Consider the following 15,376-nt stretch of genomic DNA (forward strand, 5'->3'; position numbering starts at 1 on the left):
ATTATTGGTATAATTAAGAGAAAATTTTACTAAAGAGGTGAAGGGATGTTCAAAAAAATTATTGATTCTTTATTAGGAAAGAAAAAACATCGTTCGTATTCGAGTAGTGATTATCGCCATAGAGGGCGCTCTTATTCAAGTAGTGACTATAAGCGACGTTCATCTGGTTATGGGCACCAACATTATAAAAGAAAACGTAAAAGCCGCAGCTTCTTTTCAAGTAGCTGATGAAATGGCGTCGTGTACTAGCTTTATTTGATAGACCACTGCGAAAAAATACAATTGTAGCAGAACGTTATAAAATTGAATCAGTAATTGGAATGGGCAGTTATGGGGTTACATATATCGTTAATGATTTACAAATAAATAGATATAAAGTCTTAAAACAATTAAGACAAAGTAAACAAAGATATGAGTCTGGTAGAAAATCATTTGAGCAAGAGAAAATGATTTTACAAACATTGAATCATCAAGCAATTCCTAGTCTCTATGATCAGTTCTTATGGGAGAAAAAAAGCTTTTTTGTGATGGAATATATGCCTGGTGAAAATTTTGAAGATTATATTTTCTCAGATGGGCATGTATATAAAGAACGTGAAGTTTTTGAAATTTTATATGAAATATTAGGAATTGTTTCAGTTTTTCATAGTAAAGGTATTATTCACCGAGATTTACGTATTCCGAACATATTAATGAAAGAAAATCAAATTAGTATTATTGATTTTGGATTAGCTAAATATAAAGGTGAGGGTGATGAGCGAGCTACAACGTATGAAGGTGAACAAGCTTTGATGCGAGAAGTTCACTTTCGTAGCGATTTTTATGCGCTTGGCCATTTCTCGTTATTTTTATTATATGCAGGATATGAATCTATTGAAAAACATGAAAAGCCATGGTATGAAGAGTTAACTTTAAAAAATGATAATCGTGAAATATTGATGCGAATGTTACAAATAAAAACACCGTACTATGAGAATGTACAAGATTTAAAAAAAGATATAGCTTTTGCTTTAGAAAGGATGGAGACTCCATGTTTCAAAAGTTTTTAGCGAGTGTTGGTATTGGTAGTGCAAAAGTAGATACTGTTCTTGAAAAAGAGGAGTATGTAGTTGGAGAAACGATAGTAGGGAAGGTTCGTATAACTGGAGGATCAGTTAGCCAACAAATTGAAAGCATTTACTTAACGTTATCTACATCATATGTAAGAGAAGTGGATGATAAAAAAGTAACAGCAACGTTCGACTTAGAGCGAGTTCGTTTAACAGATCCATTTTCTGTAGAGCCAAATGAAAAGAAAGAAATTCCATTTTCATTTAAGATGCCAATTGAAGCACCACTAACACTTGGAATGAAAACGGTTTGGGTTCATACAGGCCTTGATATTAAAAATAGTATTGATCCAAGTGACCGTGATTACATTCAAGTGTTGCCAAATGCACTATTGAACAGTGTATTAGAGAGTGTAAATCAATTAGGTTTTAAAGCGCGTCATATAGAATGCGAAGAATTACCATATCGATTACGTAAGCAAGTACCATTCGCACAAGAGTTTGAGTTTATTCCTGTTTCAGGACAGTATTATGGGAAATTAGATGAATTAGAATTATTAATCTTGCCAAGTTCCCACGAACGGTTAGAAATCATTATGGAAGTAGATAGAAAATCACGTGGATTGGCAGGTTTATTTGCAGAAGCACTTGATCTGGATGAGAAGGTTATTCGCTTTACAGTAACGAATGAAGATATCCCAACGATGCAGCAAAAAATTAACAATTATATTTTTTAATAAACTATGCATAAAAAAGAAATGGAGAGGAAAACTAAAACAACCGCTCCATTTTTTTGCATAGTGAGGTTATGTATGTGAAACGATATCGACATTTATACTTGTTAAGCTTTACTCTACTCATTTGTTTTGTCGCACTATCACTTTCGTATCATACCGCTTGTATTGAGAAATTTGACAATATAGTTGCACACTTTATTCAAAGTTTTCGAAACGATTATTTGACAACCTATTTTACTTGGGTGTCCTTTATCGGTTCCAAAAGAATATATTTTCCGTTACTCATTATTCTTGTAATGTATTTTCTCGTTAGAAAAAAGTTGCTTAGTGCATTACTTCTAACAATTAATTACTACGGATCTCGTTATTTAAACAGTATGCTTAAACTATGGTATGAACGGGCAAGACCTGATGTAACGCAGCTTGTTACTGCAACTGGATATAGTTTTCCGAGCGGTCATACGATGAATGCTACTGCTTTTTTAGGATTTATTGCATACGTCACAATTACTGAAGAGCGTATTTCATTGCATAAAAAACTGTTGATTATTCTTATAGCAAGCTTTGTTGTATTATCTATTTCAGTTAGCCGAATATATCTTGGCGTGCATTTTCCATCTGACATATTAGCAGGATGGGCAGCTGGCGGTAGCTGGCTCGTTTTATGTGTTATATTTCATAAAGCGTTTATAAAAAAAGAACCTATGTCATAATAGGTTCTTTTTCCATTGGTTCAACATGAATGTGGGCATGGTAAATTCCGAATTTTTTTCGAAGCATGGCTTCGATGTTGTCAGTAATACAGTGACTTTCTCCAACATCCATACGAGCGTCTACCTCGATTGTAATATCAACGTACGTTTGATTCCCGTACATACGCGCTCGAATATCTACAATGTTTTCCACACCAGAAATATGCTCAATAGCATCAGCATATTCTTCCATTTTATTAGGATCAATGCCATCTGTTAGCATATGAGAAGCTTCTACGAAAATTTCCCATGCAGTTTTACAAATAATAAGGCCGACAATTAGAGCGGCAATAGGATCTAAAATAGGCATTTGGAACTGTGAGCCGACAATGCCTACAACTGTACCAATACTTACGAGCGCATCTGATAAATTATCCTTTGCGGCAGCTTCTAATGATTTACTCTTTGTTCGAATTGCAATCTTTTTCGTATACCTAAATACACAGTACATAACGACAGCAGAAAATAAAGCTACCCATGCAGCAAGTACATTGGGCGCAGCTTGTTTCGGATTTAAAAATGATTGAATGGCACTAATAACAACTTCTAATCCGACCGTTGCCATAATGAAAGAAGCAACAAGCGAAGCTATTTGTTCTGCACGCGAATGCCCATATGGATGATCTGGATCTCGAGGTTTACGAGAAATTTTTAAACCGATTAATATTGCTAAAGAGGCACCAATATCCGTTAAGTTATTCAAACCGTCAGCACGTAATGCGCTAGAGAGGGTAATATAACTGATGATAATTTTCATAGAGGATAAAAATATGTAGGCCATAATGCTGACAATAGCACCTTTATCAGCTTCTTTATGAGAAAGAGTATCCATTTTAATCACGCACCTTTCTTTAAAGGAATTTCTTTCTATACATAGAGTATCAAATGAAACTCGTGTGGGTCTATACAAACATTGTTGACACTTTATAGCTTTTTAAGTAGGGGGTAACAAAGTTTCGTTAAGGAAAAATATGTTGAAAAGTACAAAGTGAGGGTATGAATATAATTGGGAATCATTCACAATGAAAGGGATACGATGGTAGGTGGATGTAGAAACGAATACTTTTCTTACTATGTATTTTTCTAATAATGACTGGATGTAATTCATCAAATGATGAAATTGTGAAGAAGTATTATATTTCTAAATGATCAATATCTACATGTAAAGGATACGGTGGATTAAATGAAAGATATGTAATGAACATAGAAAACAAACAAATAATCAATGGGGTTCATAATTTTTGGATTGAAATGAAAAAACAAAAGGAAAGTGGCGAAATACGACAATACGATATATTAATTACATATGAAAGTGGTGATACGAACGTATACATCTATACTTAGGGGATGAAGGGGGAAAGGAGTGTAATTATATACATTGGTCATGAAGAAAGAGCTACGACAATAATTGTGAAAAAAGATGAAAATCCTCTGAAAAATATTTTTCAGAGGATTTTCATCTTAGTATGCTTCTAAAAACTCAGTAACTTGCTCTTCAGTTTTTGCATTAGCACTATGTAAGTGGCCTAGCTTCTCGCCATTTTGATATACAAGTAAACTTGGAATACCCATTACTTGATACTCTTCAGCGATACTTGGGAACTCATCTTTATTAATAGAATACCATTCAAACTTATTGAACTCTTCCATTACCTCTCCGATAAAGTTGTCCATGCGTACACAATCTGGGCACCATGTAGTAAAGAACTTAACAACTACTGGCTCCTCACTTGCGATGATGTCTTTGAATTCTTTTTCAGACTTGATTTCTCTCATGTTTTTGACTCCTCTCAATGTTACACGGATAAGCTAGTATTTTTATGCAAAATCCGTAATAGCAAACATTAGTATTTTTGAAATAGATTGTTTGCAAAATCTTCGACTGCTTTTTCTTGTAGGTCTGGTACAACTTGTGAGTAGGTGTCTAATGTGTTGCCTACTCTTTCATGTCCTAATCATTCGCTTACGATCTTTAGTTAAATACATTATTGCAACATTAATGTTAAGGGATTGCTTTAGATTATGAAACCGAATATCAGGAACCTCACTTTTCTTTATAAGCTTTTTCTTCATTTTTTGCAAGTAGCTGGGATGGCATGATTAGAAATTTCTTTAGATATTTATGGGGAAGTATCGTTAATAGAGTGACATTAAAACTAAATGGACTAGATAATTAGAAAGTGAGAGTGATTCATAATGAATTTTTCAAAAGAGAATACAAAAAAGATTCCGTAACTGAAAAAATGGGTTGCGGTTTTTTCTTTACTTGAATTTTATTATATTAAATTCGGCATGCGAAAAGATTTTAGATGAATTAGCGCCTTATTTGTCTGCACCTGGTATGGACTTAGGTATATGGACAGACCATGAGGAAATCTCTGAATATACTAATAAAAAAGGAGATGTTGAGTAATGGCGCGTTATAGTTTACATGGAGGACACAATAGTATTGTACAAGGGGCTAACTGGGGAAATCGGAAAGAGCATGTTTTGGATCGTCAAGTTAAAGATGCGGTTGCGGCCAAGTTAAAAGCTTTAGGACACACAGTCTATGATGATACGGACGAAGTAGGAAGCACTCAAGCTCAAAATTTAAATAATATTATTCGTAATAGTAATTCACATGTTGTAGATTTAGCTATTGCTTTTCACCTTAATGCAAGTGATGGGACTGGGCAGGGTGTTGAAGTGCTGTATTATGATCAGAGTGAACTAGCATCTAAAATTTCAGCTCAACTAGCAAAAGATATTGGATGGCGTGATCGTGGTGCGAAACAACGTAAAGATTTAGCAGTATTGAATGGGACTAAAGCACCAGCTATTCTTATCGAATTAGGATTCATTGATAATGATTCCGATATGGCAAAATGGGATGTTGATAAAATCGCTAATTCAATCGTTTTTGCTTTAACTGGACAATCTGGTGGAGGTAGCCAACCACCTCAAAAACGTAATATTGTCGAAGTTGGTGGAATAGGTAAAGAAAACTTGGCTGAATTAGTAAGTGCTTTAAACTCAGTTAAGATGACAGGTAACTTAATTCTTAGAAGTGATGGCTATGTTTATCCTGTAACTGATCCAACTAGCGATACTCAATTAAAAGCATTCACTGATTATCTTGACCGTAAAGGCTGGGCATATACTGTTAAGTAAACATACTATGTAAATACAAATAAGCCTATGTAAAGCGAAAAAAAGCAGCCTACTCGTATGATGAGTAGGCTGCTTTTTTATTTTATAAAATAAATTAATTTGAATAGAGGTTTTCCTCAAGCATTTATTAAAGCTACGAATATTTATAAGAATATGAGTATGGAAACAGGTCTAATTTTGGAATAGCGGAGGAGATTGTTGTGGACATAACTCAAAGTGTGGCAAGAATAGTGGTAAATGGGAAAGACCTTCCGTTCACTTCAGTTCAAACCTCTGCGTGGAATAATGGTCCTGTATATGATGTAACTGTTTCAACAAAGCAGAGAGTGAACGAGCTTTATCAATTTATGTGGTCACAGGTACCAGTTACACTTACGATGTATTTTCTTCAAGGAGCAGACTTAATGCGATTTGTAAGGATTACTGGGATTAATGAAAGTGTAACCGGAGAATATATATATCATTTCTCTTGGGGATAAAAGCAATTTAAAGTAGCCTAAAAGCTACTTTTTATTTTGTAAAGGAATTAATTATCAGGAGATGGGTAAATTGGGATAGTTAAGGAAGATAAGCATAGACTGTGAACGTGTATAAGAAGCTCAATAAAGAAAGAACAGCGAGACATGTTTAATGTCTCGCTGTTCTTTCTTTATATTATTCGCAAATAGTTCCGGTTGCTATACCAGTTGGAGCAACACCTACTGGGACCGTATCAATAACCGTATTTGTCGCAGTATTTATGACAGAGACAGTATTACTAGCTTGATTTGTAACATAGGCACGAGTGCCATCTGGTATGATAGTTACTTGATCAGGGGATAGAGCAACAGGAATTGTATCAATTACAGTATTTGTCGCCACGTTTATTACTGATACATTATCGCTAACTTTATTTACAACATAAATACGGGTGCCATCTGGTGTAATAGCTATACCAACAGGTTCGGTACCTACGTTAATTGTATCAATAACGGAATTGGTAGCGGTGTTAATAACAGAAACGGTATTGCTATTTTGATTTGTGACATACGCACGAGTGCCATCTAGTGTGAAGACGATTATCCTAGGGCGAATACCAACAGGGATGGTAGCGCTAACTGTATTTGTCGCAGTATTTATAACGGAAATTGTGTTACTTAATTCGTTTGCAACATATGCAAAGGCTCCATTTGGAGAAACAGTGATTCCTTGCGGAGCGTTGCCAACAGGAATGGTATCAATAACTGTGTTAGTAGCAGCATTAATAACAGAAACAGTATTATTACCATGATTTCCAACATAAACAGTTGTGTTATTTGGAGAAACAGCTACGCCAATCGGATTAGATCCAACTGGGATGGTAGCAACAACTGTATTAGTGGCAGTATCAATAACGGAAACGGTATTAGAAAAAATATTAGTAACATAAGCGCGAGTCCCATTTGGTGAAACCGTTACTTCAAGAGGTGCATTATCTACAGTAATTGTAGCAACGACTGTATTAGTTCCGGTGTTGATTACTGATACTGTATCATCTGCAGGATCATCTATGGTTCCTGCGTTTGTAACATAAACAAGGAAATTACATGCAGGTCCGGTTGGTCCAGTTGGTCCAGTCGGACCTGTTGGACCTGTTGGACATTCACAATCTCCAGTCGGTCCCGGTGGTCCTTCTGGTCCCTGAATCCCTTGCACCCCTTGAGGACCAGTAGGCCCTTCCGCCCCTTCTGGTCCTTGAATCCCTTGCACACCTTGAGGTCCAGTAGGCCCTTCCGGTCCTTCCAGTCCTTGAATCCCTTGCACACCTTGAGATCCAGTAGGTCCTTCCGGTCCTTCTGGTCCCTGAATCCCTTGCACCCCCTGAGGTCCAGTCGGTCCCGGTGGCCCAGGAACTCCCATTCCAGTCCCAGAACCAGTCGGTCCCGGTGGTCCCTGAGGTCCTTGGATCCCTTGCACACCTTGAGGTCCTTCTGGTCCTTCTGGTCCTTCGGGCCCTTGAATTCCTTCCACGCCTTGAGGTCCTTGAGATCCTTCTGGTCCTTCTGGTCCTTGAATTCCTTGCACACCTTGAGATCCCTGAGGCCCTTCTGGCCCTTCTGGTCCTTGAATCCCTTGCACACCTTGAGGTCCCTGTGCTCCTTTAGGTCCTTGAATCCCTTTTGGTCCAGTAGGCCCAGTCGGTCCAGTACTACTTAATAATGAACTATTCAAGATTCCTTGTAAAATTAAGTTGAATGTTTGTTGTAACAATGGGTCTGAAATATTTGAACAACTAATAAGTGAAGATAAGTTTTGGAATAGGAATTGGAACAGTGCTGAGATTTGAGTGAGGGATGCAGTAGGTAGAGAATTAATTAATTGATTTATAGTTCGAATGACTAAATTTCTATTTGGAGTATTTGGTTGTACTGCAATTAATAAATCATTTAATGCTTGTAATTCTGATTGGAGTATTTGAATAGTTATTGGATTTGGTGTTGTAAAGAAAGAAAGGATAGCTTCGTTTAATTGGTTAATTAATTGTAATAATTCTTGTTGCTGAGAATTTGAGAAAAAGACAGGTGTACAACAATTAGTTTGATCACAAGGGGATATAGAAATAAAGCAGGGGACCTGGAACTTTTCGCACGGATTTGTTGAGTTTGAATTTTGATTATATTTCATAAATACCTCCTTTTAAAAAAATATTAAGTACGTCTTGATAACTACTATTTGCTTCTAAATTTAAAGTGATTTTGAGTATATGTTTAATGTGAAATATTCAAGAATATTTTTTCTTTTAAGTATATGTCAACAAAATAGAGATGTTCTTATGGGGTGTCCATTTAAAATACAATAATTAATTGAATATTGCGATAATGTAAAAGTTTAAAATGAATAACGTGCTAAAGGCTAGTAGACTAGCTTTTAGCACTCACTAAAATAATTATACATAACATACTTTGTAATAACTTATTCGGAAGTGAGTTGAAATTAATGTTTTATTCATATGTGGATTCTCAAGTTGGCATACGACCAGCGTATGGTACGGCTATAACGTATAGCGGGGCACAAAGTACAGTTCAAGCTGTTCAACAAGCATTGCAAATGCAACAACAAATGCAAATGCAGCAAGGTATACAACCGTATTATTCCTCTATGGAGTATTTTTACCCAACGCAACATTTTACACCATACGGAATTGCTTTTACTTCAATTCCATATGGAACAGTATTCAATTTATAAATCTAGAGGAATAAAATGAATACAAAAGGGTGCAAGTAAAAAGCACCCTTTTAAAAATAATAATAGCTAGTCCAAACCTCTCTAATCAATCTTGCATAATATGTAGTAATAAGCTTGAAAGGGGAACGAGTATGTCTTGTTATTACTACTGTAAGTATTGTAAGGATTATAAAAAGAAGCAACATGATTGTCGTAATAACACTAGTAAGTGTCATGCCAACAAGGATAACCTTGCTAGGGCATCAGCATTTAGAGCTAGAAATACTGTAAATCAAAATGTTCCTGCTAATACTTTTGTGAAAGTGTTATTCCAAAATGAACAATTTGATTTAGCAAATGAGTATAATCCAGCAACGTCTATTTTTATGCCGAAGACGAAAGGCGTATATTCTATTATTGGAACGATTGGTTTCTTTCCAAACGATACAAATTTAAATTATAGAGCTCGTGTAGAAATTCGTGTGAATGGGAATGCAGCAATAGCTATAGATAATGACTTTTTTGGTCCAATAGGTTTTGGAAATGTTGTAAGTGTTTCAACAATCATTCAATTGAATGCAGGAGATACAGTTGAAATTTATGCACAAAGTAGTATAGATGGTGTTTTAAGCCCCTTAGAAGATGGTTCGCACTTTGAAGCGGCAAGATTTCCGTCTCCTACTAAATAAAGTAGATAATTAAAAAATGAATAGAAGTTTAATAATAGATCCTCACTAAACAGGTGGGGATTCATTTTTTATTAAAAATAGTAATAGCTCGTCCAAGCTTTCCTAATCAACTTTGCATAGTATGTAATAATAAATTTAAAGGGGGATTTACTACGTCTTATTATTACTGTAAGTATTGTAACGAGTACAAAAAGAAGAGTCATGATTGTTATAGGAAAAGTAGTCAATGTAATGGGAAGTATGTAAAAGTAAATTGTTGTGGTAATAAGAAAGAGGAGCTTGTAAGAGCGTCGGCATTTAGAGCTGTGAATACAGTTAATCAACCTATTCTGGCAAATACGTCTGTTAAAGTGTTATTTCAAAATGAACAATTTGATTTAGCAAATGAATATAATCCAGTAACATCCACTTTTATGCCTAAGACTAGAGGGGTGTATAGTGTATTAGGGAATATAACATTCTCACCAAATGATATAAATGTGAATTACAGAGCTAGAGTAGAAATTCGTGTAAATGGAAATGCAGCAATAGCTATAGATAATGATTACTTTGGGACAGGGGTATTTTTTAATAATGATGTTTCAGTCACTTCTATTCTTCAATTAGAAGCAGGGGATGTAGTTGAAATTTTCGCAGAGAGTAGTATTGATGGCGTTATTGTACAAAACGTTAATGGTTTAAATACTGTTCATTTTGAAGCGGCAAGGTTTCCTTCTCCAATTGAATGAAGCTGATAAGTAGATGTTTTATAGAAAGTTTGTTAAGACCCTCACTAAATAGTGTGGGCTTTTTATTGTTTTTCTAAAATATATAAGCAATCAGATTTAATTTCTTTTATTATATGAGTGTTTTATGAATTAGATATAATAGAAGAGAAATGAATGGTAATAGTGAGAGTATAATATATAGAAGGTTATTGTCGAATCCACACGATGGATATAAAAAAAGAGCATACATAAAAAGTATGCTCAAAAGAAAGATAGGTTTTATGAGTGGATAATCTCCATACGATAATATATGCGTGTTTAATGAAAACGTGTAAAGAATCAATAAATTATCAATGGAATATCATGAAATGAGTAATTTTAGTTTAGGGATGTAGTTGTTTTCTTTCGAAATAATCTAGGTGAAAAAGTTGTGAAAATCGTGCATGATGGGGACTAACAATGGGATAATGATCGTACTTCAGTTACATATTTCTTAAAGTTTGGATATTGCGTGATAGTTTGGCATTTAGGGGTGAGTAGTTGATTAATTATAGAAACATTTGTAATTACTTCGTTACAAGGACCGAAAAATGTAACTTTTAGTTTTGAATTCGGTGGAACTTTGAACACGATAGGTTTTTTTTTCATGAAATCAGCTCCTAATATTCCACATTATATGTGCTTCACCTTTTGATTTAAATGATTATTAAGGTGTATTTATATAATATGAAATCATTGTTAAGTTGATTATAATATAGAACCTCATTGTCGTATAAGTACATAAACATGTGGGGAAAAGCGGAGAATACTCTATGAAATGTATAATTAATATAATATGAAAAATGATTTAATTATCTAATGCATTTTATGTCCTGATACATATTATGGTAGTAAGAATAGTATGAGGAGGTAATAAAAGAATGCAAGAAAATGTACAAGCTCAGCCACAGCTTTCACCACCGTGGATCACATATTTTAATGAACTAAGAAATTCAATTGGTGCTGATCCAACAGTTACAGTGGGGCCACTTATTCCGGTTGGCGGGAATTATATTATTTTAGTGCATGCGTTAAGTAATGAAAAAGCGAGAGCATTAGCAACGCTTCTAAAATCTTCTGTACAATTTGGAAATGTAAGTGTAACGGTTATTGTAACGAATAATGAAAATGAAATTGTAAATCCATTTCCTTGTCCACTAGATGCATTTGAAATTGCGCATTTATTTCAAGTAGCGTTAGAGAATAATCCTTATTTTGAACAAGTTGTGGTACAACCTCAGTTCCCTGGTGGAGTGAATGTTGTATTTCCAGTTTTTAAAGCGGAAGTGATCCAATTTTTTAATGATGATATTTCAAATCTATGTCAAACGTTTACAGGTGTTGCTGCAAATGTGTTTCGTGATGTAATGCAGGATGATGTTTGTGATATCCCAATTTTATTTTCCACAAGTTGCGTTATGAGCAGTGAAAATCCACAATTACAAAATAAAGATTTAGAACCAAAGTTGTTTTATTAAGATGCAAAAAGACATTTTCAAAAACCGGAAATGTCTTTTTTTATGTATTAATATTATTTTGTACCAAAATTTATTGGCTGGCAATCAGTGGTAAAATGTAAAAAAATTATAGTTTTACTCAATTTTAAATAGGCTGGATAGCGTATGGAATTGTTGATTACAGATAGAAATGAAATAAACAATGAGTGTTAGGCTAGACTATTATAAAAAGATAGTTCACATATAGGAGTTTTCTACGTACAGGCAAATAAACATAGGACATATAGAAGATTTTATATTATCAACAGAAAAATCATTTTTAAATAAATTGATATTTTCACGCCTAATTATATGAGTTAGAGGAGAGATTGAAAGAAGTAGTTTTAAAGATTATATATTTCAAAAAATAAAGATTTCTTCTTATTTATATTATAGATAGATAGTAATAGATATATGTGGATTACGCTAAAACAAGCTTTGAATATGATAATAAAAAGGAGTTGAATTGTAATGGGTTACATTGTTGATATTTCAAAGTGGAATGGAACTATTAATTGGGAAATTGCAGCGCCTCAACTAGATTTAGTTATTGCTAGAGTGCAAGATGGTTCAAATACGGTGGATTTTATGTATCAAAATTATGTGAATGCAATGAAGAAGCATAGTGTTCCGTTTGGTAATTATGCATTTTGTCGTTTTATTTCTATTGCAGATGCAAAGAAAGAGGCACAAGATTTTTGGAATCGTGGCGATAAGTCTGCTGCGTTTTGGGTGGCGGATGTTGAAGTACAAACGATGGTAGATATGCAAGGCGGGACACAAGTATTTATAGATGAATTACGTCGTTTAGGTGCGAAAAAAGTAGGTTTATATGTTGGGCATCACACGTATGTATCGTTTGGAGCGCGTAATATTGATGCTGATTTTGTATGGATTCCTCGTTATGGAGGGAATAAGCCGGCGTATCCGTGTGATATTTGGCAATATACGGATTCGGGGAATGTTCCTGGGATCGGGAAATGTGATTTGAATCAATTAATAGGAAATAAGTCACTTTCCTGGTTTATAGATTCGAATCAAGAAAATCAATCTAATGTAGTGGATTTGCAGCAATCAAGTGGTATTGGTATTGCAGTTTCAAAATATCCTGATGGATACGGCATAAATTTATATGAAAATCCTGTGAACCCCCAGTATACAGGTGCAATCACTAAGAAAATCCCGTATTTAATTTTAAACAGTTATTGGGGAGGCGGCGATAAAGATATGATTTGCTTAGGGAATGATAAGCAGTGGGTATATTTAAAACATTTTGATGTGAGATGGTATTATGCTTCTTCAAAATATCCTGTCGGGTACGGAGTAAATTATTATGGAGAGCCTGAATGTATTAATTATAAAGGAAATATAGATGGATCAACATCTTACCGTGTGTGGGGAAGAGTAAAAAATGCGGTAGATATCGGACAAAGTAGTTGGATACTGGAAAAACATTTAATCATTAAGTAACCTTAGTCGTTAAATGTTTTTGAGGCATTCGTAAAGAGTCTTCTCATTAATAAATAGTGAGAAGATTTTTCATATTTGTGTATAAAAAATATGATACATATTTGATTCAAATGAAATGAATTACATATGGAAAACACACTGTTTTCACAATAACGGTGTATAGTTACGTTGCATAATAATAAAAGTGAGGTATTTGAATTGAAAAAGAAAAAGCTATTTTTGGGAACAATTATTTCATGCGTGGTACTCGCATTATCTGCATGTGGTTCCTCAGACAACGTAGTAACATCAAAAGTAGGAAATGTTACAGAGAAAGAGTTAAGTAAAGAATTAAAACAAAAATATGGAGAAAGTACATTATATCAAATGGTATTAAGTAAGGCGCTGCTAGATAAATATAAAGTTTCAGATGAGGAAGCAACAAAACAAGTAAAAGAAGCAAAAGATAAAATGGGTGACAATTTTAAAGAGACTTTAGAAAAACTTGGGTTAAAAAACGAAGATGAATTAAAAGAAAAAATGAAACCAGAAATTGCATTTGAAAAAGCGATTAAAGCGACTGTCACAGAAAAAGATGTAAAAGATAACTATAAACCAGAAATGAAGGTAAGTCATATTTTAGTAAAAGATGAAAAAACCGCTAAAGAAGTAAAAGAGAAAGTGAATAATGGTGAAGATTTTGCCGCTTTAGCGAAGCAGTACTCAGAAGATACTGGTTCAAAGGAACAGGGCGGGGAAATAACTGGTTTTGGACCTGGGCAAACTGTTAAAGAATTTGAGGAAGCTGCGTATAAATTAAATGCAGGACAAGTAAGTGAACCAGTTAAAACGTCTTACGGTTACCATATTATTAAAGTGACCGATAAAAAAGAGTTGAAACCATTTGAAGAAGTGAAGGATAAGATCCGTAAAGATTTAGAACAACAAAGATTACAAGATACGACAGGTAAATGGAAACAGCAAGTAGTCAATGATTTATTAAAAGATGCTGATATTAAGGTGAATGATAAAGAATATAAAGAGACATTTAAATTTCTAGAAAAGAAATAATACGGATAGAAAAAACAGAAATGTAGCATTTTGCTAGACTTCTGTTTTTTGTTTTTTTGAAAAAAGAATGCAGACTTCTTCGGTAAACACAATCATACTAGAATGATTCGGATAAGTAAAAAACAAAAAACTAAATAAAATAAAATAAAATTTCGCATCTTCATATGAAATTTTTAAAGGTAAAACTCTAGAAGTATTATGTAACTTTAATTAGAAAAGGGAACTCATATTGAGTTCCCTTTTCTAATTAGTGTGTGTGTTATAAAAAAGATAGTAAGACAATATAATATTACATTTAAATATTAAGAATTACAATGGAAAATTGTAGGAAAATGAAATAGGAAATAATAATCGTTTTAAAAAATGTTGATATAGTAATGTTTTGATTATTTTATTACATATAAATTAAGTATATAAATTTTTATAGTGGATCAACATAATTTGAAGAATAGTACATATAATATTTTTGAATAAACATTTGCAGTATTATAGGAAGTGAAAAGTTGAGCATTCTATTAAAAAGGATGTTCTTTTTGTTATGAATATTTCTAAATGTATTATTTACTAGATGAATAAATGAAAGTGATTTTTCAAAGAGAAGACGGAGGGAAAGTTTTTGAATCGAATGATGAAAATATAAGTGATTTATTAGCTATATTAAAAGAAACGAAAGGGATTAAAATTGGGATGGTTGAGTATGAAGTGTTAAAATATGAAATAGAGTATTTTCGTCATCCGAAAAGAGGAGAAACGGAGAGAGAGTTACATATAACCATACATCCTAAATATATGTAATGAATGGTAGCGATATCAAACTATTATGAAAGCAAAGGAGTATTTGATATTGTAATATGATATGTACGAAAAGAGAGTGTGGAAATCGCCCTCTTTTCACAGAAAACCTATAAGGAATAAATTGAGTTACATTATAAATTTCTTAAATTTTGTGAGTTCGTTCATTATAATGTATGTTTGCGTTTAAGAATGGTTCATGCAAAAAAATAAAGCTTTGTAGTGTAGTCAGAGATTTTATATTCGATTAAACGAATAT

General features: G+C 33.7%; 17 protein-coding genes. 13 read left to right on the top strand and 4 right to left on the bottom strand.

All coding sequences use genetic code 11. The features are described from left to right. Nucleotides 1–45 precede the first annotated feature (45 nt). The 4 genes from ACS2MN_RS01990 (at nt 46) to ACS2MN_RS02005 (ending at nt 2,499) form a co-directional block, all read left to right on the top strand. Nucleotides 46–228, top strand: coding sequence for a hypothetical protein (locus tag ACS2MN_RS01990; RefSeq protein ID WP_000473368.1), 183 nt, complete (start codon nt 46–48; stop codon nt 226–228). After that, nucleotides 228–1,049 carry a serine/threonine protein kinase gene (locus tag ACS2MN_RS01995; RefSeq protein WP_000872053.1) on the top strand — a complete coding sequence of 274 codons (822 nt, stop codon included), beginning with the start codon at nt 228–230 and terminating at the stop codon, nt 1,047–1,049. The genes ACS2MN_RS01990 and ACS2MN_RS01995 overlap by 1 nt, the downstream gene beginning before the upstream one ends. Then, a complete protein-coding gene (locus tag ACS2MN_RS02000) occupies nt 1,031–1,786 on the top strand; it encodes a sporulation protein (protein WP_000486640.1) in 756 nt (251 codons plus the stop codon). The genes ACS2MN_RS01995 and ACS2MN_RS02000 overlap by 19 nt, the downstream gene beginning before the upstream one ends. A 77-nt stretch (nt 1,787–1,863) precedes the next feature. Then, on the top strand, nt 1,864–2,499 hold the full coding sequence (locus tag ACS2MN_RS02005; RefSeq protein ID WP_002093763.1) for a phosphatase PAP2 family protein: 636 nt from the start codon (nt 1,864–1,866) through the stop codon (nt 2,497–2,499). Here the strand turns inward: ACS2MN_RS02005 and ACS2MN_RS02010 are convergent. Together ACS2MN_RS02010 and ACS2MN_RS02015 are read right to left on the bottom strand one after the other, a co-directional pair. Beyond that, nucleotides 2,489–3,370 (bottom strand): cation diffusion facilitator family transporter, encoded by an 882-nt coding sequence (locus ACS2MN_RS02010; RefSeq protein WP_000380382.1) that lies wholly within the window; start codon nt 3,368–3,370, stop codon nt 2,489–2,491. The genes ACS2MN_RS02005 and ACS2MN_RS02010 overlap by 11 nt on opposite strands. 629 nt (nt 3,371–3,999) lie before the next feature. Next, nucleotides 4,000–4,314 (bottom strand): thioredoxin family protein, encoded by a 315-nt coding sequence (locus tag ACS2MN_RS02015; RefSeq protein ID WP_001206937.1) that lies wholly within the window; start codon nt 4,312–4,314, stop codon nt 4,000–4,002. A 636-nt stretch (nt 4,315–4,950) separates the two neighbouring features. On the opposite strand from ACS2MN_RS02015, the gene ACS2MN_RS02020 reads away from it, so the two are divergent. Together ACS2MN_RS02020 and ACS2MN_RS02025 are read left to right on the top strand one after the other, a co-directional pair. Then, nucleotides 4,951–5,691: an N-acetylmuramoyl-L-alanine amidase gene (locus ACS2MN_RS02020; RefSeq protein WP_000135304.1), complete on the top strand. Its 741-nt coding sequence runs from the start codon at nt 4,951–4,953 to the stop codon at nt 5,689–5,691. Between the two features lie 200 nt (nt 5,692–5,891). Next, a complete protein-coding gene (locus tag ACS2MN_RS02025; protein WP_033663004.1) occupies nt 5,892–6,170 on the top strand; it encodes a hypothetical protein in 279 nt (92 codons plus the stop codon). Between the two features lie 175 nt (nt 6,171–6,345). Here ACS2MN_RS02025 and ACS2MN_RS02030 read toward each other — a convergent pair whose 3' ends face one another. Then, entirely contained in the window at nt 6,346–8,334 is a 1,989-nt protein-coding gene (locus ACS2MN_RS02030) for a beta-propeller fold lactonase family protein (protein ID WP_346994239.1), read from the bottom strand. A 312-nt stretch (nt 8,335–8,646) separates the two neighbouring features. Here ACS2MN_RS02030 and ACS2MN_RS02035 point away from each other — a divergent pair, with 312 nt between their 5' ends. The 3 genes from ACS2MN_RS02035 (at nt 8,647) to ACS2MN_RS02045 (ending at nt 10,291) form a co-directional block, all read left to right on the top strand. Next, on the top strand, nt 8,647–8,895 hold the full coding sequence (locus ACS2MN_RS02035; protein WP_000500114.1) for a DUF3947 family protein: 249 nt from the start codon (nt 8,647–8,649) through the stop codon (nt 8,893–8,895). A gap of 131 nt (nt 8,896–9,026) precedes the next feature. Continuing rightward, nucleotides 9,027–9,563: a C1q-like domain-containing protein gene (locus ACS2MN_RS02040; RefSeq protein WP_346994237.1), complete on the top strand. Its 537-nt coding sequence runs from the start codon at nt 9,027–9,029 to the stop codon at nt 9,561–9,563. A gap of 116 nt (nt 9,564–9,679) precedes the next feature. Next, nucleotides 9,680–10,291 (top strand): hypothetical protein, encoded by a 612-nt coding sequence (locus ACS2MN_RS02045; protein ID WP_080595677.1) that lies wholly within the window; start codon nt 9,680–9,682, stop codon nt 10,289–10,291. A 432-nt stretch (nt 10,292–10,723) separates the two neighbouring features. Here the strand turns inward: ACS2MN_RS02045 and ACS2MN_RS02050 are convergent, their stop codons facing one another. Then, the gene (locus tag ACS2MN_RS02050) at nt 10,724–10,918 is read right to left on the bottom strand and encodes a hypothetical protein (RefSeq protein WP_000729005.1); all 195 of its coding nucleotides are present in this window, start codon (nt 10,916–10,918) and stop codon (nt 10,724–10,726) included. A gap of 272 nt (nt 10,919–11,190) precedes the next feature. Between ACS2MN_RS02050 and ACS2MN_RS02055 the strand changes: the two genes are divergently transcribed. From ACS2MN_RS02055 to ACS2MN_RS02070, 4 genes are all read left to right on the top strand, one after another. Continuing rightward, nucleotides 11,191–11,787 (top strand): hypothetical protein, encoded by a 597-nt coding sequence (locus ACS2MN_RS02055; protein WP_087950038.1) that lies wholly within the window; start codon nt 11,191–11,193, stop codon nt 11,785–11,787. Nucleotides 11,788–12,276: 489 nt separating this feature from the next. Next, nucleotides 12,277–13,275, top strand: a complete 999-nt coding sequence (locus ACS2MN_RS02060) for a glycoside hydrolase family 25 protein (RefSeq protein WP_087950037.1) — start codon at nt 12,277–12,279, stop codon at nt 13,273–13,275. A gap of 198 nt (nt 13,276–13,473) precedes the next feature. Further along, on the top strand, nt 13,474–14,325 hold the full coding sequence (locus ACS2MN_RS02065; protein WP_000727479.1) for a peptidylprolyl isomerase PrsA: 852 nt from the start codon (nt 13,474–13,476) through the stop codon (nt 14,323–14,325). 576 nt (nt 14,326–14,901) lie between these two features. Continuing rightward, entirely contained in the window at nt 14,902–15,120 is a 219-nt protein-coding gene (locus tag ACS2MN_RS02070; RefSeq protein ID WP_000864289.1) for a hypothetical protein, read from the top strand. The last annotated feature ends 256 nt before the right edge of the window (nt 15,121–15,376 follow it).

This window comes from Bacillus cereus group sp. BceL062, from assembly GCF_051780025.1.
GTDB classification, from domain to species: Bacteria; Bacillota; Bacilli; order Bacillales; family Bacillaceae_G; genus Bacillus_A; species Bacillus_A toyonensis.

Bases quoted from the DNA above. Each gene is read 5' to 3' on its own strand.
- ACS2MN_RS01990 (WP_000473368.1), top strand. From the start codon at position 46: ATGTTCAAAAAAATTATTGATTCTTTATTAGGAAAGAAAAAACATCGT.
- ACS2MN_RS01995 (WP_000872053.1), top strand. From the start codon at position 228: ATGAAATGGCGTCGTGTACTAGCTTTATTTGATAGACCACTGCGAAAA.
- ACS2MN_RS02070 (WP_000864289.1), top strand. From the start codon at position 14,902: ATGAAAGTGATTTTTCAAAGAGAAGACGGAGGGAAAGTTTTTGAATCG.
- ACS2MN_RS02035 (WP_000500114.1), top strand. From the start codon at position 8,647: ATGTTTTATTCATATGTGGATTCTCAAGTTGGCATACGACCAGCGTAT.
- ACS2MN_RS02000 (WP_000486640.1), top strand. From the start codon at position 1,031: ATGTTTCAAAAGTTTTTAGCGAGTGTTGGTATTGGTAGTGCAAAAGTA.
- ACS2MN_RS02015 (WP_001206937.1), bottom strand. From the start codon at position 4,314: ATGAGAGAAATCAAGTCTGAAAAAGAATTCAAAGACATCATCGCAAGT.
- ACS2MN_RS02060 (WP_087950037.1), top strand. From the start codon at position 12,277: ATGGGTTACATTGTTGATATTTCAAAGTGGAATGGAACTATTAATTGG.
- ACS2MN_RS02020 (WP_000135304.1), top strand. From the start codon at position 4,951: ATGGCGCGTTATAGTTTACATGGAGGACACAATAGTATTGTACAAGGG.
- ACS2MN_RS02050 (WP_000729005.1), bottom strand. From the start codon at position 10,918: ATGAAAAAAAAACCTATCGTGTTCAAAGTTCCACCGAATTCAAAACTA.
- ACS2MN_RS02030 (WP_346994239.1), bottom strand. From the start codon at position 8,334: ATGAAATATAATCAAAATTCAAACTCAACAAATCCGTGCGAAAAGTTC.
- ACS2MN_RS02010 (WP_000380382.1), bottom strand. From the start codon at position 3,370: ATGGATACTCTTTCTCATAAAGAAGCTGATAAAGGTGCTATTGTCAGC.
- ACS2MN_RS02055 (WP_087950038.1), top strand. From the start codon at position 11,191: ATGCAAGAAAATGTACAAGCTCAGCCACAGCTTTCACCACCGTGGATC.
- ACS2MN_RS02040 (WP_346994237.1), top strand. From the start codon at position 9,027: ATGTCTTGTTATTACTACTGTAAGTATTGTAAGGATTATAAAAAGAAG.